We start from the raw sequence: 22,480 nt of genomic DNA on the forward strand, positions 1-22,480 counted from the left end.
TTTTTAGTCTGATGAATAAGGTGACGTATCTTTTCTAATCGTTCTCCACGTTGTTTTAAGACCGGCATAGCTGCCAATTGCGGCGTATCCATAAAAATATCCCATAAACAATCCGGCAATAATATGATGAGGGTGACTGATAAATACTGAAAACAGCACGCCAACAGCCAAAGCAATAGTCGGCACATACTGCTTTTTAGGATGAAAAAGCCATTTGATCAGCTGCGTCACGATTAATACGACAGGAACACCAATGACTGCGTCCCAAAAATTTGTATGAATTGTAGGGAAATCCATATGTAAGCACCTCGTTAAATGTGTTAGATGTAAGGTTATCTATGCTGTTTATTTTAAAACACTTCAATTAGTTATGAGGTGCTCCAGGTGAATAGTAGTAAGGAGGAATTTTGAGCCATCCTTTTTGCTGCATTAGAATTTTTACTTTTGATCCTAATATGATTTTTTCAGTGTGGAATTTCAACCACATTAATCCAATATCGGTTCTAATAGATTGTCCCATATTCGTGCTGCACATGACGATATTAGAGGCAATTTTTACAGATATTAAGTTAGCGATTTCAGAATCCGTGGCTTTCGCTCCTAATGGAATACTGTTAGGGTCAGATTTCGGTTTAGTAGCCGGTATTTCAGGAAGGGGAATTCCTTCTTTAATCATTAATTTTTTGAGTGTATCAATCTGAGATTCAGCCAGGTTTTTTGAGTCTTGAACAAGCTTAAGCAGTTCACTGTTCGTTGTTGTATTAAGACAGGTTTCTAAGGCAGGTATTTCTTCCGCTAAAGCAGTGAAATACAGCCAGCAACCCATAGTCTCACCAATATGTGGGCGAGGGGGAGAATCATCTGTAGAAGAGTTCTTTATATAATCAATTAGTGTCTCAATGACGTTAATCATAACTTTTCACCCTTTATATAGTTTATGCATCTTCATTATTACCTTCAGCAGAAAAGGATAAACACAGATAGGAAATGTTACGTATAAAATTGATTATGATAAGTGGAAGGAAAAGCATCCTACGCAGCAATTTATAATGATGACGTTACATTTAGTGTCACCACATCTAAAGGCATAAAAATTGTTGAAACGCTTGATAAATAGCTTGGTGCTAGAAGATAAAGTCAATAGAAAAAAACTCCTTGCTTATCAAGGAGTTTTTTAGCAGGTGTATTATATCGTTTTTCTCCGATGCTCTCTCCATAACGAAGTTAGTTCCTCTGACCAATATTTATAATCAAATACCGTTATATTTTTGCTGGGCATAAAAACGTTTAACAGCCAATTAACCCTTAATTTGTCTCTGACGCCTATCGTTTTATCATTTTTACAACAGCCTTCATCACAAGGTTTATCGTGTATCTTGTAAGGAATATTTTTAACGACTAATCCATTTTTCACACGTTTTGTGTACTCAATTCCTATAATCAAATATATCACTCCTCACAGTAACTCTTATCTTCATAATCATATGTAGGGATGACTTCTTTAATTATTGCCATTTCATTTTTTAAGCCGCTCATCAACGAATTAAAACAGACAGCCAATAAAATTGAGTATTCATCTCTGTAATATAAATGAGAACAGGTAAAGTGTTCTTTAAGGAAAGAGGAGGAGGAGGAAGATAAAAGATAAAAAATAAAAAAGCCCTGCTGTAGGGCTTTTAGATCAAGCAACTTTTGATGCAACGACGATTACTTTACCGTGATCTAATTCTTCTTCATAGCGTTCAGCTTCCGGCTGTGATAATCCTAATGAACGCATTTTGGCACGAAGCTCGTCTCCTCGAGAACGAAATACATTCGCAATCGCATCAAAAACACCTTGTTCAGAAAGACCGATGTTGTTTGTATTTGTTGCAGCTGTTAAATCCTCGGAGCGATCTTGATGGTGTGCAAGTAAATAAACTTCATCTTTTGTAAATCCTTCACGCAAAAATTGTTCAATTGTATCTTTTGCCTGTACGCCATTTTCGACTACTTTTACATTTACCATTTCAAAAAACCTCCTTGTATGATAGACAACTTTCTCGAATACGTTGAGTAATGAAGAGAAGTTTAAGGAACTTATCTCCTTGTTTTGTGTATACACGTTATTGGAAGAGATAAAACCTATTTCATAAAATTGAGTTAAAAAGTCTAACATAGAAAAAGAGGGAAAAGCGCTGTTATTTTTGAGGAGAATCTAGGGAAGAATCAGCAGGAAGATGCTTTAGTAAGCCTAGCATTTCGCTTGCATAATTATTTTTACTTGTACGCCAAATGCTACTTTTTCGGTATGAAGTTTAAGCTACAGACGTACGCACATTTTTTGGAAAAATCTCTCAATATAGGACAGGCACCCGTGCACATTCCTTTCTTTTTCATATACTGATAGGGACAAAGAAAGAAGGGGATGATAGCAAAATGGGATATTGCAAAAAGAGATTCCACAACTGTGAGGACCATCATCACAGTAGATACTCTCGTAAGAAAAGATGTCACAAGCATGACGACTACGATTATGGTCACAAAAAATGCTCTTGTGGCGACTATGATCCATGTCATGAGAAAAAACATCATTGTAAAGACCGCTGTGACAATGATTACCGCATTATTATTTTTTAATGCTAAAGTAAAAACTCCGCGTTTATTTTCTTGAATTTCACCTGTGAAATTCCACTTTACCATGTAAATAAAGGACAAACTCCCAAAAAAGCCTGGCTCTTAAGTAAGTAGTTAAGAGCCAGGCTTTTTTCATACATAAAAATAAAAACTTAAGATGAAAGGCGTTCTTTTTGTTTTTCGTACACGGAAGTGGATTCATTCCACGTATAACGACCGTCTTGCAGTTGAATGGTCGCGCTGAATGGACAGTCTATTGACGCTTCGGTGTCTTCTAAACTGCTTTCAAGCAAGCTTTTCTTAAATCGAAGCAAATCTTCTTTTGATGCAATTCGAAAAACCATTTCTAACGTAAGATCATCATCCATTGCATTGTGTAATTGGCTGATGCTTTTGCGGAATTCTTTATTATATTGAAGCATAATTTTAATGTCTGCTACGCAAGCAACACCAAACACATCTTTCACAACAGACTCAACCGTTAATTGCGTTGTCGAAGCATACGTTGAAATATCACGCTGAGGATTTTCTAAGTAATAAATCGTTTCTACAGGATGTCTCGTCATAAGCACCTCTTTCTTACTACTTATTATACAGGAAAAAAGGGCAAAATGGGGAAAAGAATTTTAGGAAGGGGTTACATAAGAAATAAAAAAAGCCCTCTTATTACATAAGAGGGAAAGAAATGTGATAGGAATTAATAAAAATCTTTTTCAGAAAAATGCGACTGTGAGAGCGGCATTGATGGTAGTAGTTGTTCCGGCTGTTGTTGTCACTGTAGCTGTAACTGTCACCGTATCGCCTCTTCTTAAATGACGCAGGAGTGCTGCTGTTGTAAAGTACTTGCTCTTTACATTACATATATTTTGTGTGAAGTTATGCTAGAAATAACATAGCAGCTAATTTTTTGTTAAAATAGGAAGAGCAGTTGTAATGTTTATCCTCGATTAATAATCCCTCAACTACTATTTCTACTTATTTTAAAGGAGGACGCAATTTTGCAATTTGAACAAGCTTTAACACATTTACAGTCCTATTTTGGCTATGATTCGTTTCGAAAAGGACAGGAAGAGTCGATTCGTTATGTTTTAGAAGGGCACAATACTGCTTGTATTATGCCAACAGGAGGAGGAAAATCGCTTTGTTATCAAATTCCTTCCTTGCTTTTAGAAGGCACGACACTGGTGATTTCTCCGTTGATTTCCTTGATGAAAGACCAAGTGGACACGCTGAATGCAGCTGGTATTCCAGCCACGTATATTAACAGCTCGCTGACGCACACGGAGGTGCAGCAGCGCTTAGAGGAAGTCGCGCTCGGGGAATATAAGTTGCTTTATGTAGCGCCGGAACGACTGGAGTCTCCGCAGTTTTTAGAGCAGCTTCAAATGCTTCCTATTCCGCTTGTAGCGGTAGATGAAGCGCACTGTATTTCACAGTGGGGGCATGATTTTAGACCAAGTTATTTGCGCATCAATGAACTGATCAGCAAGCTGTCCAATGCTCCAATTGTGATGGGGCTGACGGCTACGGCGACGCCTCAAGTGCGTGAAGATATTTGCCGAGCTCTTCATATTAATGAAGAATACACGGTGATGACGGGATTTGAACGTGAAAATTTATCGTTCGCTGTTGTAAAAGGCCAGGATCGAATCAGCTATATCGATCAGTATATCCGTAAAAATGACCAAGAAGCAGGAATCATCTATGCCGCTACGCGTAAAGATGTTGAAGAGCTTCATGCTAGATTGCAAAAGTCAGGAGTTAATGTATCAAAATACCATGCTGGTATGAATGGGAACAGCCGTGATGAAGAGCAGAATCGCTTTCTTCAAGATGATGTGCAGGTAATGGTAGCCACTTCTGCGTTTGGGATGGGGATCGATAAATCAAATATTCGCTTTGTTCTTCACTATCAGCTTCCGAAAAATATGGAAAGTTATTATCAAGAAGCAGGACGTGCTGGTCGTGACGGACTGCCAAGTGAGTGTATCGTACTTTATTCACCTCAAGATATTCGCGTGCAGCGTTTTTTGATTGAACAGTCAACGTCGAATCCTAAAAAGCAGATTCAAGATCTTGAAAAGCTGCAAAGTATGGTGAACTACTGTCATACAGAAGGCTGTTTGCAGGCGTATATCCTTCATTATTTTGGAGAAAGTGAAGCGCATGAGTGCGGCCGCTGCAGCAACTGTACGGATGATCGCGTGGAAATAGACGTAACGGTCGATACGCAAAAAGTATTATCTTGTATGATTCGTATGGACGAACGTTTCGGTAAAATGATGATTGCTCAAGTATTAACGGGTTCTCGAAATAAAAAAGTAGTTGATTTTGGTTTTGATAAACTGAAAACGTACGGCGTCATGAGCGACCGGTCGGCTAAAGAAGTGAGCGATTTTATTGAGTATTTGATTTCAGAGCAGTTTATTTTAGTAGGACAAGGGTCATTTCCTACTTTATCCGTAGCGGCCAAAGGAAAAGGCGTGCTTCTTGGTACGGAAAAAGTGATGAGAAAAGAACAAATGGAAGTGAAGCAAATTGTCCAAGATGACGAGCTGTTTGCTCATTTGCGTTCCGTTCGAAAGCAGCTGGCAGACGAAGCGGGCGTGCCTCCTTTTGTTATTTTTTCAGACGATACTCTTCATGACATGTGTGCAAAACTTCCGGTAACGCTTGAACAGTTCGCTACTGTAAAAGGAGTCGGAGAACAAAAACAAGAGCGGTACGGAGAACGATTCACGACTGAAATCAAACAGTTTTGTGAAGAAAATCCAGAGCGAAAGCGAGAAGTATCAGCGCCTGCTCCGAAAAAAGCAAGAGCTTCATCAAAGGAAGGCTCTCACTTAATGACGTATGAGCTATTTCAGCAAGGAAAATCGTTAGATGAAATTGCTGCTGAACGTGAATTGAGCCGCATTACCATTGAAAATCATTTGTTTAAATGCGCAGAAGAAGAAAAAGAAATTGACTGGTCACCTTTTCTTTCAGATGAAGACGAACAGCTTATTTTAGAAGTTGCTTCCTCAGTAGGCGATGAAAAGTTAAAACCAATCAAAGAAAAATTGCCTGAAAATATCACTTATTTTATGATAAAAGTAGCGTTATTCAAACAAAAAATGAAGCAGTTATCTTGAACAAAAAGCTCCTATTAAAGGAGCTTTTTGTGTTGAGTAAGCGAGTTTACTGATAAAATAAAAGATATAAATGTTAGAAAAATCAGATTACATAAAAAGGAGGAATGAATGGGAATGATTGAACGAGAGATTGAAGCGATTTTGCATGCTTCTCACGACAATATCGTTATCACTGACGAAAAAGGGCTTGTTTTACGAGCGAGTCAAAACTGTCGTGATATATATGGGCATGATGTCTCAGAATTAACCGGTCAAACCGTCTACGAATTGCAAAAACGCGGGATATTTTCACCTTCCGTTACGATTGAAGTGCTAAAGAAAAAGAAAGAAGTACAGCTGATGCAAAAAACAGAAACGGGCAAAGTGGTAATGGCAACCGGTATTCCCGTGTATGATGAACATCAGTGTATGAAAAGAGTCATTAGCTTTTCGCATGATTTAACAGAGCTTCAGCGCTTAAAAGAAGATTATCAGCAGCTCGAAGTGAAAATGAAAACATATCAGCTAGAAGTGGAAGAGCTTCGCGAACAGCAGTCAAATGAGATGGTCATACGAAGTGAATCGATGAAAAAGGTATGGTCGATTATTAATCGCGTGGCAGACAGCGATGCAACGGTTGTGCTGCTAGGTGAATCCGGTGTTGGTAAAACGGCTTTTGCCCGTGCTTTACACTATGGAAGTGAACGAAAAGAAGAGCCGTTTATTGAAATTAACTGCGGAGCTATTCCAGCTAGTTTGTTTGAATCTGAAATGTTTGGATACGAAGCAGGCTCTTTTACAGGTGCAAGTACAAAAGGAAAAATAGGAAAGTTTGAATTAGCTCATAACGGCACGCTTTTTTTAGATGAAATAGGAGAGCTGCCTCTTGATATGCAAGTGAAGCTGTTAAAAGTGCTGCAAGAAAAAACAGTCAACAAAATTGGAAGTGAACGAGCCAAACACGTAAATTTCAGGCTGATTGTAGCAACCAATCAGCCGCTTGAAGAAATGATCAAAAAAGGAACATTTCGCGAAGATTTATTTTATCGCTTGCACGTTATTCCGATTACCATTCCGCCGCTTCGTGAGCGAAAAGAAGACATCGCGGCACTGCTTTATCACGTGTTACATAAACAAAATGAAAAATATAACATGAAGAAATTTTTTCACGCAGAAGCATTAAATCTACTTCTTGAACATCCGTGGCCTGGAAATGTTCGCGAGCTTCAAAATACAATTGAACGCCTTGTGTTAACCACAGATGAAAACAGTATCTCGCCTCAAGACCTCCCGTTTTATTCAGAAAATAGCAGCAGTGAAAAAGAAGAATGGGAGTCTCTTGACACGTTAACCTCTCAGGGAATGACGCTTCAGCAAGCACTTGCAGAAGTGGAGAAAAACTGGCTGGTTCGTGCTTATCGTCAGTGTCAAACAACGTATGAAATGGCAGATGCACTAGGAATCAGCCAGCCTACGGTCGTAAGACGTTTACGAAAGTACAATATAAAATAATGAGATTTTAATTCATTATGAATTAACTGATTCAATACTGAATCAGTTTTTTTTGTTTTGATTCTATTGTGAATTAAAAATCCTCCATAATTGCACGAAATAGAGTAATAAAAATTGGCATGCATTTTGCATTAATAAAAAGTATCTAAATAAAAAGCGTCAGTATCTAACATGATGATACGGCGCTAATGAATGAAACCCACTAGGAGGAATAAATTATGCCAAAATATCAGCCGAAAAATTCATTTGAATCTCCGCGTTTTTGCGGACCTCGAACATTTATGAGACTTCCGTATGTAGAACAAGTAAATTCAGAGATGGATTTTATTGTGACGGGTATTCCATTTGATTCAGGGCAGTCTTTTCGAACAGGAGCACGTTTCGGACCGGAAGCTATTCGAGATTTCTCCATTTTGCTTCGTCCGTATAACCCAGAACAAGAGATTAATATTTTTGATTACATTTCAGGCGTGGACTACGGGGATTTGTCAGTTGTTCCCGGATATATTTTAGAAACATATAAAAAAATTGAAGAAGGGTTAACGCCGGTTGTGAATGAAGGAATTATTCCTATTTCACTGGGCGGTGATCATTCGATGACCCTTGGTGAACTTCGTGCGATTGCAAAAAAACATGGACCGGTAGCGCTTTTACAGTTTGATGCTCATTCTGATACGTGGGATAGCTATTTTGAACAAAAATACAATCACGGTACGGTATTCAGACGAGCGATAGAAGAAGGGTTAATCGACGTGTCGCGCTCGATTCAAATTGGTATGCGAGGCGGTCTGTACGGCATTGAAGATTTAGAAGATGCAAAGAACTTAGGTTTAGCTCTGTATACGACAAATGAATATAAAAAACTGGGCGTTGAAAGAATGCTAGAAATTATTCATGAGCGTGTAGGAGAAGGACCCGTATTTTTATCGTTTGACATTGACTTTTTAGATCCAGTTTACGCGCCGGGAACGGGAACGCCTGAAGTATCGGGTGCAAGTATTGACGATGCGCTTCAATTTGTTCGCGGGTTAACAAGTATAGATTTTGTCGGTTTTGATTTAGTGGAAGTACTGCCAGCTTATGATCATGGTCAAATTACAGCAGCGGCGGCCGCTAATATTGTCTATGAATTTATCACGCTTATCGCGTTAAGAAAAAAAGCAAAAGAAGAAGAAGCGCTGTTAGTGAAAGCACGCGACTGAATATAAGCAAGATGGTAAAAGTGGGAAGGTACTATTATCTTCCCACTTTTATATAAGAGTTCTCTATAAGGAGTGTTTGACTATGAACGAGCAAGTAAATGTAACAGTAGATAAGAAGCAAGCAAAACCATGTAAAAGAGAAATACTCAACCCAGCAACCAATAAGATCATAGCGGAAGTGTTTGACTCGTCGCTTCAACAAGTAGAGGAAGCGGTAGGTAAAGCAAAGCAGGCTTTTGAACAGAATGAATGGAAGAAAAATAAGTCACTGCGTGTAGAGGTGCTTAATAAACTAGCAAATTTATTAGAAAATGAAGCGAGTGTATTTGCCGAAACAGAAACGTTAAATACAGGCAAACCAATAAAAGAATCACAGTTAGATATAGAAGATACGATTAATTGTTTAAGATATTACGCAAATTTAATAGAAGAAAATCAGCCGTGGACAAAGAACATGTTCGACGACACAAACAGTAAAATCATTCAAGAACCTATTGGCGTATGCGCGCTGATTGTTCCTTGGAATTTCCCTTTGCTGCTTGGTATGTGGAAGCTGGCTCCTGCCTTAGCAGCTGGAAATACGGTGGTGTTTAAGCCGTCAGAATTAACGCCGCTTTCTTTTTTAAAGTTAGCTTCACTATGTGAAAAAGCTGGTATACCAGAAGGCGTGTTTAATTTACTTACGGGAGACGGTGAAGTGGGAAGTGCACTGATTGAACACAAAGACGTAGCTAAAGTCTCTTTTACAGGAGGATCAGTAACAGGCAAACGTATTTATCAGCAGTGCGCAAAAGAGCTGAAAAGAGTTTCGCTTGAACTGGGAGGGAAATCTCCCCTTCTTATTTTTGAAGATAGCGAGATTGATATTGCAGTAGATTGGACAATGTTTGGCTCATTTTTTAACCAAGGTCAAGTGTGTGTAGCTTCATCGCGTATACTCGTACATGAATCTATCTATAAGCCGTTTCTTTCTGCTCTTACGGAGGCTGTTGCTGCTATAAAAATTGGTAACCCCTTAAGAGAAGAAACGGAGATGGGTCCGGTTATTAGCAAGGAGCATCTGAATAAAATACAGAGTTTTATCAAGCTAGGTCAAGAAGAAGGTGCGAGTTTATTAACAGGAGGAACGTTAATTGACTGCGAAGGTGGCAACTATATAAAGCCGGCTGTGTTCGTCGGTGTGGAGCAGCATATGAAAGTCGTACAAGAAGAAATATTTGGTCCGGTCATTACCGTTCAATCTTTTTCAAGTGAAGAAGAAGCCCTAGCACTTGCCAACGGCACGAGATTTGGTTTAGCTGCAGGAATTTTAACGAATGATTTAATGAAAGCAGAGCGAGTTGCTGAACATCTTCAAGCGGGAACGATTTGGATCAACGGCTACCATACGCCTCATATTGAAACGGCGTGGGGCGGTTTTAAAGAAAGCGGCATTGGCCGGGAGTTAGGTCCATCAGGATTAGCTGCTTTTACTGAAATAAAACATGTGAATACAAATACCAAGCTAGCTCGAGCCAATTGGTATCAATAAAAGTGAAAGGTGGAAAAGGAATGACAACAAAAAGTGGTCTCGCCCATGATGATGTGCAGCCGATTGCAATGAATAAAAGAAGTATGGGCTTCTTCTCTACATTTTCCATGTGGATAGGAGCCAATGTGGTAGTAACGACCGTTTTTACCGGAATGCTGTTTGTACCCGATATGACATTTTTAAAGGCATTATTTATTATTGTGCTTGGCTCTTTAGTTGGTGCTATACCGCTCGTGCTGATGGGGAATATCGGAACTCGCACCGGTCTTCCAACCATGGTTTTAATGAGACCAGCTTTTGGACAAAGAGGGGCTATGCTTCCTGCTGCTGTTAATCTTATTACATTAATAGGATGGGCATGGATTCAAGCCTACATGGCAGGGCTAAGTTTAAATCATGCCGTCACCTTTTTGACCGGTTACAGCAATATCAATCTATTTACGATTCTTACTCAAGTACTAGTAGTAGCTATTTCTATATACGGACACAAAGGCATTGAAGCAACGGAAAAATTAGTAGCTACGCTTATGGTCATTTTAGCAACCGTTGTGTTTAGCTATTTGTTTATCGAATTTGATGCAGCAAAATTAATTCAAATGAAAGCAAGTGAAAATCCTGGTATTACAGGAATGTTAGCTTTTGATATTGTAGTAGCTACAGCTTTTACGTGGATTCCTATTGTTTGCGATTATAACCGAAACTGTAAATCTGAAAAAACGGGAATTACGGGAACGTATTTAGGGTATAACGTTGCGACATTAATTGCGATGGGATTAGGCGCAACGGTTTCCGGCTTTTCAATTCTCGGAAATATGACACAAACGTATGACCCGGTAAATTTAATTGGCGCATATAGCCCGCTGTTGGGATTAGTAGCAGCCATCGTCATTTTTTTATCGGTGTTGTCAACCAACGTAATGGTATTGTATAGCGCGACAATGTCTTATTTATCTATTTTTCCAAAGCAGCGCTTTTGGATACCGGCACTAACGATGGGAGTTGTCACAGTCCTGGGTTCTTTATTAAAAGAGTGGTTAATGACAAATTTTCAAAGCTTTTTGCTTATGATCGGCGTATTATTTATTCCTATTATTGCGATTGTTCTTGTTGATTATTATATCATTCGCCGAAAACACTATGACGTTTCAGCTATTTTAGAAAAACAAAATAAAATGTACTGGTATACAAAAGGATTTAACCTTCATGTGTATGTATCTTACATAGTGGGGGCTGTATTTGCCTACTATTTTACGTACGTTCACCCGCTAGCCACAGGCGCAACGATCTTAGCTTTTTTATTTACAGGTGTTTTGCATGTATCGCTAACCAAACTTTCACAGCTTTCAATCCCTTATTCAAAGGGAATCGACAAAAATGCTTGACGTATACTCAAAATAGACTGAATTATCTAAAATATAAAAAGCTCCTATTTAAAGGAGCTTTTTGTGTTGAATAGAGGGTAAAAAAGCAAGCAGGTAAAATAGACGAGAAATAAGTAAAAGCAGGAAGAAGAGAGCTTATTAATCCAGCCTCAAATAAAGTAATAACATGTATTTGATTCTCTCAGAGGTCTTTCCTATAATAAATGTAGGAAAACTTTCCAAAGGAGAATTTTATGCTTGAATTAGAGGCTATTCAAAGCAGGGCCATTGAAAAAACTAAACATACATTACTACAGGATATAAAAAGCGTACTAGGTGAACAAGACGAATGTCCGAATTTAGAGACGTATTTAACAGACAGGCATTCTTTTATTAAGAAAGCCTGGGGGACTGCGTGGAGAAAAATTGCTGTTTCTTCTGTATCTAAGAAAAACAGAAGATCGTATTTAACAGAAAGAGGCTTTGAGATAAAAGGATATAAACCTCAAGCTATCGATAAGTTATTTGCTAAAGAAACGAGAAAAGGTATGGAGTTTGATGCTTTTTCTTGGTTAAAAGAGCAATACGGAAATGGCAATAAAGCAGAGTGGCTGTCTCTATACGGAGAAGCAAGAGCTGAATTTGCCAAAAAAGAAGAAGAAAGAAAAGAGAAAGAACGACAGCAAAGTATTAATGATCGAAAAGCTAGATATCAATTACAGTTAAATTTAGAAGCGGCTCCTATTTTGGAAGTAAACAAAGAGCTGTATTACCTACATATAAGAGAACAGCTTTCACATCAGCTATCAAAAGATATTAAAACAAACTCAAAATATATTGAAAACTATGCGCCGCATACTGAGCTTGAAGATGAATTAATAGAAAACGGCGATTTAACACGTCATGATTATGAAACGGTTCATGACTTTTTTCAAGAGCTCACCGGCGGCGTAAGCTCAGAATTAGACAGATATTCAACGATTATCTTGTTTGAAACGTATGAAGATGTATACGAGGTATTTATCACCGATAAGATTTATGAAATCATTCCAACTATGATTATGGATGACCTTCCTGCTTCATTTAAAGAAGAGTATAAATCTTATACAAATGCTTCGGTAACACGAATGGATATTATAAAAGCACTCAGAAGTAATTTATCAGATTTGGTCTATGAATATAAAAAAATGCTCGTAGAAGAAAAGCTTTCCGATGTACTAGAAGTTTCAGATCACAACTTAACGATCGAAGAGCATCAAGAGAGATATCAACAGCAGCTGGAAGAAAGAAGATTACAACAAGAACGTGAACGTGAAGAAAAGAAAAAGCTGATTGAAGAAGAACAGCGACAGTTAAATTATATTTTTGGTGCAGAATACGAAATGGACCCAAGAAAAGAGACGGAATACATTCTTCATCTCGGTGATACAAACACAGGAAAAACGTATACAGCATTAAAATCATTAAAAAAAGCTGCTTCGGGTAGTTACTTAGCGCCGCTTCGCCTGTTAGCTTTAGAAGTTTTTGAAAAGCTGAACAAAGACGGAGTCCCTTGTTCGTTAAAAACAGGTGAAGAAGAAAAGATTGTTGAAGACGCTCAGCACATGGCTGGTACCGTAGAGATGTTTAGTGAATTAGAACATGGCGATGTAACCGTAATTGATGAAGCACAAATGATTCAAGACAGAGACCGAGGGTTTTCATGGTATAAAGCCATCACTCGAGCTAATGCCAAACAAGTTCATGTGATTGGGAGTTTAAGCATTCGAAGTATGTTAGAAGAGATGCTTGACGGTGTGATCTCAGAAATTCATGAGTATGAAAGAGATATACCTTTAAAAGTAGATCTTCGAAAGTTCAAAATTGAACAAGTGAAACCCGCAGATGCTTTAATTGTTTTCTCGCGTAAAAAAGTGCTCCAGACAGCGGCTAAGCTAGAAAAAGATGGTCATAAAGTTAGCGTGATTTATGGAAGTATGCCGCCTGAAACGAGAAGAAAACAAATTGAGCAGTTTATTAATAGAGAAACAAATGTCATTGTGTCTACAGATGCAATTGGAATGGGGTTAAATCTTCCAATTAGACGAATTGTCCTTTTAGAAAACATGAAGTTTGACGGACAAAAGAGGAGATTGTTGACTTCTCAAGAGTTAAAGCAGATTGCAGGTCGTGCTGGAAGGAAGGGTCTCTATAATGTTGGAGAAGTTGCGTTCGCTAAAGATGCAAAGCAAATGAGAGAACTGTTATTTTCAACAGACGAGCAAATCAGTAAATTTTCTATTGCGCCTACTTCAGATATGCTCAAAAGATTTAAAGAATATCATCATGATCTCGGAACGTTTTTTGACATGTGGGCTAAATTTAAAAATCCAAAAGGTACACAAAAATCAAACCTGGCACAAGAACGTGAGCTTTATGAGGAAGTGAAAGACACGCTGATTGAGGCGAAAATGCCGATTGTTGATTTATATGGCTACTTACAGCTGCCTTTTTCAGCCAAAGAAAGTTCTTTGAAAAAGCAGTGGGTGGCCAGCATGAATGCGGTCGTTAACAGAGAAGAGTTACCTGAACCAAGGATAATAGAAGGTTCACTGGAAAAATTAGAGCTGTCTTATAAGGCGATTGGCCTGCATCTTTTATTTCTATATCGAATGGACAGAAGGCCAGAGGCTATTTATTGGGAGCGTGTCCGAGAAGAGCTTACCGATAAAATCCATAACGTATTAAGAAAAGATATGAAAAAATTTAAAAGAACATGCAGTGCGTGTTCTAAAGACCTTCCTTGGAATCATGATCATGCGATATGCGATTCGTGTTTTCATAAAAGATTCCGCAGAAGATATGGGGACGAAGATTTTAATTACTAAGATGTAGAGATGAAAAGTGGCTTGTACGAACGTATTTTAGTTAAAGAAAGGTCCGAACGAGTTGGATTTTTGATTGAGAATCCAATTGGTTCGGCTTTTTTTATGGTGAACGTAGCTTTCATCTGTTTCGTTCCTTCTAGCACAGTTGATTGGAGGGCAAGGCGAAGACTCCTGCGGGAAAAGCGGAACAGGTGAGACCCCGCAGAAGCGTAAGCGACGAGGAGGCTCAGCGGACGCCCGCGGAAAGCGAAGTCTTGCAAGGAAATCAACAGCGGTGTACTAAGCAGTCCAGTTCATGTATACTATTTATTCATCTTTAGATTGGATTGATGTAGTTATGTCTCAATCTGATTTTTCATACAGGCTTTTAATCTTTTTCCTGCGAATTTCTGCATCAAAGCAGATTTTTGTAGAAAAAAACCGGAAATGTATAAGCGGTCGTCTTGTAAAAAGACCAATAAATTATTATGATATAGAGTGGAACTGATATTTTAAAGAGTTCCGTGATTTTTTTGTTGGGCGGACGTGTATTGTATTAGAGTAAGTTTGCTATCATTCGTTATATTAAAAGCAGCACTTTTAAATAGAGATACGGTTCGTAATAGAAGGGAAGAGGATGATGACAAGTCATAACAAAGAAAACAAAGCTGCAGTCGAGCAGTACAGTAAAGGGAAGGTTTTGTGGCAATTAACCCGTCCTCATACGCTAACAGCATCGTTTGTACCGGTTTTAATTGGAACAGTTCTAGCCATGTTTTATGGCCATGTGAACGTTTGGATGTTTCTTGCGATGCTTTTTTCATGTTTGTGGATTCAAATTGCGACGAACTTATTTAACGAGTACTATGATTTTAAACGCGGGTTAGACACGGAAGACTCCGTAGGTATCGGAGGAGCCATCGTCAGACACGGAATGAAGCCGAAAACGGTATTAAATTTAGCACTTATTTCTTATGGAATTGCTCTTATTTTAGGTGTATATATATGTGCAAACAGCAGCTGGTGGCTTGCTTTAGTTGGATTAGTAGGTATGGCGATTGGTTATTTGTATACGGGAGGACCGCTTCCGATTGCGTATACGCCGTTTGGAGAATTATTTTCAGGTCTTTGCATGGGCGCGATGTTCGTATTGATTTCATTTTTTATTCAAACGAATACAGTAACGTCTGAAAGCATCTTTGTATCACTTCCGATTGCGATTTTAGTAGGTGCCATTAATTTGTCTAACAACATTCGTGATATAGAAGAAGATACAAAAGGCGGACGTCGTACGCTAGCCATTTTATTAGGTTCTAAAAATGCGATTAGATTTTTAGCTGCTTTGTTTGGCATTGCGTATATTTGGACCGTTGCATTAGTGGTATTCTTCGATATTAGCCCTTGGATTTTCTTAGTGTTTCTTAGTGCACCTAAGCCAATTCAAGCCGTACAAGCATTTGTACGCGGAGAGCTTATTGCGATGAAAGCAACCGCGCAAACCAATACATTTTTTGGATTTACTTTATCAATTGGATTATTAATTGGCTACTTAGTAAGCTGATTGAGTGGAAAAAGCCTGTCTTTTTAAAGACAGGCTTTTTGTTATGCTCCAGTTATTTTTTCTTTTACTGCGCTAATAAATGCGTTCATATTTTCCGAAGATGAAAAGCTGGCTTGAGCTTGTTTTGGTCCGCCGCCGCCTTTCCCATCGTAAAGTGGAAGCAGCCCTTTATAAAGCTCTCCGCATTTTATTTCTCTGCCGCTGTGAGCCAGCAAAACTTTTTGATCACTTGAAAAAGCAAAAAGAAGTGTTGTATCAGGTGTTTGAAGAAGCTGCTTCGTCAAAGCTTGCACATCTTTTAGTGTGCGGTTTTCAAAGTGATGGTACAGGAATGAACCTTCTTTTTTGGCTTCTAATTCACTTGCTAAATAAGCTGCATTTTCATTTTTTAATTCTTCTAGTTGTTTTTGCAGCTCTTTTTGTTCAGTCTCCAATTTTTTAATGCGTTCTACAACTAATTCACGGCTTGAGCTGAATTTATTGCTAAGTTCTGCTACGATTTCTTGAGACTGCTGATAATCAGCTAATGCACGCATACCGCATTTAAAAAAGAGGCGTGTATTGCCGCGCTGCTTTTCTGTTTTCGTAAGTTTAATAAGGCCAAGCTCTCCAATTTGGTTCACATGAGTACCGCAGCAGGCAGAAACATCAATGCCTTCAATTTCCACAATGCGTACCACTTCGTTTTCTAGGTCGGGCACTTTGCGAAGCGCAAGAGTATGCAGATCTTCTTTTTTTACTTCGTACGTTTTAATGTGACGGTTGCTGTAAATAGCGTCATTTACAACTTTTTCAATGTGTAGTAACTGCTCATGAGATAACTGAGGTACATTCAGGTCGATAGAGACTGCTTCGCTTCCTAAGTGAAAGCTAACGGTGTGAATATCATATGTATCGATTAATAAAGCCGAAAGTAAGTGCTGTCCGCTGTGCTGCTGCATATGATCAAAGCGGCGATGCCAGTCAATTTCACATGTGACGTTCGTTTGTTCAGGGAGTGCATCAACGATATGATATACATCTCCATCTTCTTCGTACACATCTTTTACGTCGATTCCTGCAATGTTACCGTAGTCAGAAGGCTGTCCGCCGCCTTCTGGATAAAAAGCGGTTTGTTTTAACGTTAATGCGTAGCCATTTGAAAGAGAGCGCGTCTCTATCACTTCAGTTTCCCATGTTTTTATGTAGGGATTGCTATAATAAAGTCTTTCTGTCATATTCATCATCCTTTCTAGTAAAACCATATCTAACTTTTTCTATAGTATCAGAAATATGTTTCTTCGAACATGGATAAGCTAACTTGTAACAATAAAACTGGGTGGGACATATGAAAAATACTGTTTATATTTATACGCGGGATTTAAAAAGGATTTTCACCAATTGGGCGATGATTATCATTGTGCTGACGCTTATGATTCTGCCGTCTTTTTACGCATGGTTTAATATAAAAGCATCTTGGGACCCATACGGGCGGACTGAAGGTATTGCCATTGCAGTAACGAGCGAAGACGAAGGTTCTACGATCAGAGGGCAGCACGTGAACGTGGGAAAAGATATTATTGCAACGTTAAAAAAAAATAAAACGCTTGGATGGACGTTTGTCTCAAAAGTAAAAGCTGATCACGGAGTAAAGCACGGAGACTATTATGCAAGTATTGTTATTCCAAAAGATTTTTCACAAAAACTTGGTACCGTTCTTCAAGATCGTTTGGAAAAACCGGTTATTATTTACAAAGTGAACGAGAAAATAAACGCAGTGGCGCCTAAAATTACAAGTAAAGGAGCCAGCAGCTTAACACAACAGATTAGTGAAAAATTCGTCAAAACAGCGAATGGAGCTATTTTTTCAGTGTTTAACGAACTAGGTATTACACTGCAGCGGGATTTGCCAACCATTCAACAAGTTGAACAACGGATTTTTGAACTTGAAAATCGTCTTCCTGAAATCAAAAAAGTAATTAATCAAGCGAATGACACTACTCAAAAAGCTGGAGCAATTGTATCAAAAGCCCAGGCTGCTCTTCCTGAAGTAGAGAGATTAACAGCTGACGGCGCACAGATGACTCAGCAGCTCAATACGTTTTTAACTAAAAGCGACGAAGTTTTAAAAACCGCTGAGCCGACGATCAACGAAACGCTGCACCGTGTTCAACAGCGAGCTCTCGGAGTGCAAGAATTGAAGAATCAGCTGATGGAAAAAGATATCGCACCGGCTGAAGTCAACGCAGCAGCGGAACAGCTAAAAGGGCAGCTAACAAAACAAATTGCTGACACAGGAGAGATTCTTACACTTCTTACGGATTTAAATGCGGTGTCTCAAGGGAACGTTCTTTCACCGGTTATTAATCAAATAAAAAGTGTACATACGCTTTTAAAGCAGCAGCTGTCGGATGTAAACGACTTGCAGCAGCAAACAAAAAATGGAGATGCACCAGATCCAAGTGTGCTTGAGAAATTCAGTTCTCGCACCGACCAAGCTGTTTCTAAATTAAATACGTTAACGAATTCGTATTCTTCTACGATTGTGCCGGCTATTGAACAAGCTATCAAAGAAGCGAAAGATAAAACAGCAAGCGCAAACGCACTGCTTGATGAAGCTAATAAAAGCATGCCGGATGTTTCGAACGTGCTGTCTAAAACAGCGAGTGGCATTTTGCTCGGACAGCAGGAGCTTGCGAAAATAACAAAAGACTTTCCGCGAATTGAACAAAACGTGCACAATATAGCGGATAACATACGCGAATTTCAGCGAAAAGAAAACATTGAAGATATTATTAATTTGTTAAAAAACGATGTGCAAAAAGAAAGTGATTTTTTTGCTAAGCCCGTTCTTTTAAAAGAAGAAAGACTTTATCCTATTCCGAACTACGGGTCGGCTATGTCACCGTTTTATACAACGCTTTGCTTGTGGGTCGGGGCTTTGCTGTTAGTTTCAATTTTAAGCGTAGAAGTAGCTGATGAAGAGCGGTTCAAAAGCTATGAAGTCTATCTTGGAAGACTTTTAACGTTTTTGTCTATTGCTCTTGTCCAAGCTTTTATTGTGACGATAGGCGATTTGTTTTTAATCAAAACGTACGTCGTAGATAAAGTGCCTTTTATCTTTTTAGGCTTACTGTGCAGCTTCGTATTTATGACGATTGTATATACGCTTGTTGCGATATTTGGCAATGCAGGAAAAGCGATGGCGATTGTTTTACTTGTGCTGCAGCTTTCCGCTGCAGGCGGTACATTTCCGATTCAAGTCGTGCCTGCTTTTTTTCAGGCACTAAATCCGTTTTTACCATTTACCTATGCAATAAGCATGATGAGAGAAGTTGTGGGAGGCATGTTAGCGGATATTGTAAGAAAAGACGTTACGGTTCTTCTTTGCATTTGGCTTGGGGTGCTGCTCGTTGGCATTTTTCTTCATAAGCCTCTTAGTAAAACGAGTGCAAAATTAACAAAAAAAGCGCGTGAAAGTAAATTAATTCATTAAAAAAACGTTTTGGGTTTCCAGACAGAACAAAATGCGGTAGTGTAGATAGAAAGGAGTGATAAGCATGGGTATATTAGATGGACTATTAGGAAATGCATCAGAAGCAGATATAAGAGGAACTGAAAAAGACTTGCAAAATATCTTAATTGCCAACGAGCGAGTGGAACAAGCATATAAAGTCATTCGCGATTTGATGGTGTTTACGACGAAGCGCTTAATTATCGTTGATAAGCAAGGAGTGACGGGAAAGAAAACAGATTATCATTCCATTCCTTATAAAACGATTACACATTTTAGCGTAGAAACGGCTGGAACGTTCGATTTAGATGCGGAATTAAATATCTGGGTATCAGGTTCTAGCGCGCCGATTTCAAAAGAATTTCGTAAAGATAAAAGCATTTACGACGTGCAAAAAGTATTAGCATCTTATGTACTGGATTAAAAAAGTTGAGCCATGAAAAACTGGCTCGACTTTTTTTATGTATGTGTAAAACAAGAAAGCATAACAGTCTTGCATACATTCGTTTGAAAATACTCAGGCTGTTGTCCATTCCTATTTTCACTTTACTCATTACTGAAATGCATGAAAACGATTTACATAATGAATTATACAGAATAAAAAAACCGTGATATGCTTTTTTTAGAGAAAAAAGGAAGTGACCAACTGTGAGTTATACCGTAATTGGAACATCAGCTTTTCGCAAAACAAATGTTGCGCTTTTTGCAGCAGGCTTCAACACATTTTCGATCTTATATTGTACACAGGCCATTTTACCTGAATTTTCTAGAGAATTCGGGATATCTCCGGCGTTTGCCAGCTTGTCTCTTTCGTTAACAACCATCACGCTAGCCGTTAGCATGCTTTTTTTAGGTTCTTTATCAGAAGTGTGGGGACGAAAGAAACTGATGGGCCTATCGTTAATTTTTGCGTCAGTGCTATGTATCATGACAGCATTTAGCTCTACCTTTGAAACGCTGCTAGTTTTTCGCGTTATTCAAGGAATCGTGTTAGCAGGGCTGCCTTCTGTGGCCATGGCTTACTTAGGAGAAGAAATTGAACCCGGGAGTTTAGGAAAAGCGATGGGGATTTATATAAGCGGAAACGCCTTTGGAGGCGTAGCGGGAAGGCTTATGACAGGAGTGCTCACGGAGTATTTTAACTGGTCGGTAGCTCTTGATGTTGTAAGCGCAATTAGCTTATTGGCCACATTTGTTTTTTTTATGAATTTGCCTGATTCACAGAACTTTACTTCTCGGTCATTTGAACTTAGGCAGCTTACCGGCTCTCTTCGCAGTCATCTTCAAGATAAAGGGATGCTTTGTCTTTTTGCTATTGGTTTTGCACTGCTTGGAAGTAACGTAGCTTTATACAATTATATTGGATACGCTCTATCCGCTCCTCCGTATTCTTGGAATCATACGCTTGTAAGTTTTATTTTTGTTATTTTCTTTGTTGGAGTATTCAGCTCAGTCTGGATGGGGACGCTGGCGGATCGATATGGTCGGAAGAAAGTGCTGCTATGTACGATTGCTGTTACGCTTATAGGTTCAATCGTTACGCTGCATCCGGTTTTATGGATAAAAATTACCGGGCTTTTGCTGCTGACGTTTGGCTTTTTCGGAAGTCACTCCATCGCAAGCAGCTGGGTAGGAAGAAGAGCAACGCATGACAAAGCGCAGGCTTCGTCTTTATATTTGTTTTTTTACTATGCAGGATCGAGCATTGGAGGGACTGTGGCTGGCTTATGCTGGAGCGCGTACGGCTGGAAAGGTGTGATTGCTTTAATTGGCGTATTTCTTACAACAGCCTTTTTCTTAGCTGTTCGTTTGTCAAAAATGCCGGCTCAGCAGACGCACGTTCACTAAGAAAATGTAAAGACATATAGCTATTGATTTAAAAAAAGAGGCCGGTACAAAAGGATTTTAGCCCAAGTGAAAAACGAACCATTGATCAACATGTTTGATTAGTGGTTCGTTTTTTTGGTTATGGTGAACATAGTTTCATCTTTTTCGTTCCTTCTATCTATCAGTTGATTGGAGGGCAAGACGGAGGCTCAACGGACGCCCGCGGAAAGCGAAGTCTTGCACAGAAATCAACTGCGGGGTCGCAAGTGATTTATACTAGCTACTTTAGTCTTTAGATTGAAGTAATTTAGTTATGTCTTAATTTCTTTTCTTAGTTTAAAAGTTGAATAAAAAGCTCCGCTACTTTTTTATGAGCGCTGTTAGCAGGATAGATATAAGAGAAACGGCGCTTAAAAGGAGCGGTGTTAACGTTCAGAATCGATAGGTGTTTTTGTTCTATATCTTCTTTAATAGCGCAAAGCGACAGCACAGACATTCCTAAATCGTGAACGATGGCTTCTTTAATTCCTTGATTGCTGCTGATCGTTAGCATGCTTTTCATTTTTAAACCGTTGGACATTAGAACGTGATCTAAATATTCTCTTGTTCCAGAGCCTTTTTCACGCGCTACCCACCGCTGATTTTGTAAATCATCAATTTCTACTTTTTTAAGCTGAGCTAAAGGGTGATCCACTGACGCCACGATGGCAAGCTCATCGTCCATAAAAGACTGAATATGTAAGTCGGATTCTTCCGTGTGTCCTTCAATAAGCCCTACGTCTACTTTGAAATGACGAACAAGCTGAGCGATTTCCTTTGTATTACCGATAGTCACTTCTACATCAATATCAGGATATTGTTCACGAAGCTTTGCTAAAAATGAAGGGAGAATATATTCGCCAATCGTGAAACTGGCGCCAATCGTTAGCATTCCTTTGACACGGTGATGATGTTCATAAATATCTCGTTTCGTATGCTCATATATCTGAATCATTTGTTTAGCACGATCGTATAAAATTTCGCCGCTGGGTGTGATTTTTAACATTTTAGGTGAACGCAGGAACAGGGAAGTTTGAAATTCTTTTTCAAGATTTTTGATGTGTACGCTTACGCTTGGCTGTGAAATCATTAACTTTTCCGCAGCTTTTGTAAAGCTTTGCTCTTCTACAACAGAAACAAACGTCTTTAACGCATCATAGTACATAGAGTATGGCTCCTTTTATATTAAAAAAATTAATTATAAACATTATAAAACATTACTATTGTAATAACTAGAGGTACTTGGTTAAGACAAACAAAACGAGGTGCTGACTTAAAGGAGTATTTTGGCTTATAACGAAGGCAACACACGTAATTTATTTACAGTTATTTGCATTTCCCCTATAAAGCTATTAAACATTTTTTTGTCATCATTTTGT

At 38.8% G+C, this 22,480-nt stretch carries 19 protein-coding genes; 12 read left to right on the forward strand and 7 right to left on the reverse strand.

Annotated elements, in window-relative coordinates:
* Positions 1-3: 3 nt before the first annotated feature.
* From OK414_RS11495 to OK414_RS11510, 4 genes are all read right to left on the reverse strand, one after another.
* Positions 4-297, reverse strand: a complete 294-nt coding sequence (locus tag OK414_RS11495) for a hypothetical protein (protein WP_025752303.1) — start codon at positions 295-297, stop codon at positions 4-6.
* A 67-nt stretch (positions 298-364) separates the two neighbouring features.
* Entirely contained in the window at positions 365-913 is a 549-nt protein-coding gene (locus OK414_RS11500) for a DUF3231 family protein (RefSeq protein WP_263045608.1), read from the reverse strand.
* Positions 914-1,186: 273 nt separating this feature from the next.
* A complete protein-coding gene (locus tag OK414_RS11505; RefSeq protein ID WP_029321637.1) occupies positions 1,187-1,444 on the reverse strand; it encodes a hypothetical protein in 258 nt (85 codons plus the stop codon).
* 237 nt (positions 1,445-1,681) lie between these two features.
* Positions 1,682-2,008 (reverse strand): general stress protein, encoded by a 327-nt coding sequence (locus OK414_RS11510; RefSeq protein WP_013056955.1) that lies wholly within the window; start codon positions 2,006-2,008, stop codon positions 1,682-1,684.
* 399 nt (positions 2,009-2,407) lie between these two features.
* Between OK414_RS11510 and OK414_RS11515 the strand changes: the two genes are divergently transcribed.
* Positions 2,408-2,653 (forward strand): hypothetical protein, encoded by a 246-nt coding sequence (locus OK414_RS11515; RefSeq protein ID WP_263045609.1) that lies wholly within the window; start codon positions 2,408-2,410, stop codon positions 2,651-2,653.
* A gap of 115 nt (positions 2,654-2,768) precedes the next feature.
* On the opposite strand, the gene OK414_RS11520 is transcribed toward OK414_RS11515, so the two are convergent.
* On the reverse strand, positions 2,769-3,182 hold the full coding sequence (locus OK414_RS11520) for a hypothetical protein (RefSeq protein ID WP_218039804.1): 414 nt from the start codon (positions 3,180-3,182) through the stop codon (positions 2,769-2,771).
* A 432-nt stretch (positions 3,183-3,614) separates the two neighbouring features.
* On the opposite strand from OK414_RS11520, the gene recQ reads away from it, so the two are divergent.
* From recQ to OK414_RS11560, 8 genes are all read left to right on the forward strand, one after another.
* Positions 3,615-5,750 (forward strand): DNA helicase RecQ, encoded by a 2,136-nt coding sequence (gene recQ, locus OK414_RS11525; protein WP_263045610.1) that lies wholly within the window; start codon positions 3,615-3,617, stop codon positions 5,748-5,750.
* Between the two features lie 108 nt (positions 5,751-5,858).
* Positions 5,859-7,241 carry a sigma-54 interaction domain-containing protein gene (locus OK414_RS11530; RefSeq protein ID WP_263045611.1) on the forward strand — a complete coding sequence of 461 codons (1,383 nt, stop codon included), beginning with the start codon at positions 5,859-5,861 and terminating at the stop codon, positions 7,239-7,241.
* A 218-nt stretch (positions 7,242-7,459) separates the two neighbouring features.
* Positions 7,460-8,443, forward strand: coding sequence for an agmatinase (gene speB / locus OK414_RS11535; protein WP_016764033.1), 984 nt, complete (start codon positions 7,460-7,462; stop codon positions 8,441-8,443).
* An 82-nt stretch (positions 8,444-8,525) separates the two neighbouring features.
* The gene (locus OK414_RS11540) at positions 8,526-9,974 is read left to right on the forward strand and encodes an aldehyde dehydrogenase family protein (protein ID WP_263045612.1); all 1,449 of its coding nucleotides are present in this window, start codon (positions 8,526-8,528) and stop codon (positions 9,972-9,974) included.
* Between the two features lie 20 nt (positions 9,975-9,994).
* Complete coding sequence (locus OK414_RS11545) at positions 9,995-11,356, forward strand: purine-cytosine permease family protein (protein ID WP_263045613.1); 1,362 nt, start codon at positions 9,995-9,997, stop codon at positions 11,354-11,356.
* A gap of 233 nt (positions 11,357-11,589) precedes the next feature.
* Positions 11,590-14,202, forward strand: a complete 2,613-nt coding sequence (locus OK414_RS11550; RefSeq protein ID WP_263045614.1) for a helicase-related protein — start codon at positions 11,590-11,592, stop codon at positions 14,200-14,202.
* 145 nt (positions 14,203-14,347) lie between these two features.
* Positions 14,348-14,485 carry a hypothetical protein gene (locus tag OK414_RS11555; RefSeq protein ID WP_197027888.1) on the forward strand — a complete coding sequence of 46 codons (138 nt, stop codon included), beginning with the start codon at positions 14,348-14,350 and terminating at the stop codon, positions 14,483-14,485.
* Positions 14,486-14,821: 336 nt separating this feature from the next.
* On the forward strand, positions 14,822-15,742 hold the full coding sequence (locus tag OK414_RS11560; protein ID WP_047932125.1) for a 1,4-dihydroxy-2-naphthoate polyprenyltransferase: 921 nt from the start codon (positions 14,822-14,824) through the stop codon (positions 15,740-15,742).
* Between the two features lie 41 nt (positions 15,743-15,783).
* On the opposite strand, the gene OK414_RS11565 is transcribed toward OK414_RS11560, so the two are convergent.
* The gene (locus tag OK414_RS11565) at positions 15,784-16,959 is read right to left on the reverse strand and encodes an alanyl-tRNA editing protein (protein ID WP_263045615.1); all 1,176 of its coding nucleotides are present in this window, start codon (positions 16,957-16,959) and stop codon (positions 15,784-15,786) included.
* A 110-nt stretch (positions 16,960-17,069) separates the two neighbouring features.
* Here OK414_RS11565 and OK414_RS11570 point away from each other — a divergent pair, with 110 nt between their 5' ends.
* The 3 genes from OK414_RS11570 to OK414_RS11580 all read left to right on the forward strand — a co-directional run bounded on the left by OK414_RS11570 (position 17,070) and on the right by OK414_RS11580 (position 21,083).
* Positions 17,070-19,217 carry a YhgE/Pip domain-containing protein gene (locus OK414_RS11570; RefSeq protein WP_263045616.1) on the forward strand — a complete coding sequence of 716 codons (2,148 nt, stop codon included), beginning with the start codon at positions 17,070-17,072 and terminating at the stop codon, positions 19,215-19,217.
* A gap of 64 nt (positions 19,218-19,281) precedes the next feature.
* The gene (locus tag OK414_RS11575; protein ID WP_014460184.1) at positions 19,282-19,659 is read left to right on the forward strand and encodes a PH domain-containing protein; all 378 of its coding nucleotides are present in this window, start codon (positions 19,282-19,284) and stop codon (positions 19,657-19,659) included.
* Between the two features lie 224 nt (positions 19,660-19,883).
* Positions 19,884-21,083 carry an MFS transporter gene (locus OK414_RS11580; RefSeq protein ID WP_016764039.1) on the forward strand — a complete coding sequence of 400 codons (1,200 nt, stop codon included), beginning with the start codon at positions 19,884-19,886 and terminating at the stop codon, positions 21,081-21,083.
* 310 nt (positions 21,084-21,393) lie between these two features.
* Here the strand turns inward: OK414_RS11580 and OK414_RS11585 are convergent, their stop codons facing one another.
* On the reverse strand, positions 21,394-22,266 hold the full coding sequence (locus tag OK414_RS11585; RefSeq protein ID WP_263045617.1) for a selenium metabolism-associated LysR family transcriptional regulator: 873 nt from the start codon (positions 22,264-22,266) through the stop codon (positions 21,394-21,396).
* Between the last annotated feature and the right edge of the window lie 214 nt (positions 22,267-22,480).

Source organism: Priestia sp. JV24 (assembly GCF_025910025.1).
In the GTDB taxonomy this organism is placed as follows: domain Bacteria; phylum Bacillota; class Bacilli; order Bacillales; family Bacillaceae_H; genus Priestia; species Priestia megaterium.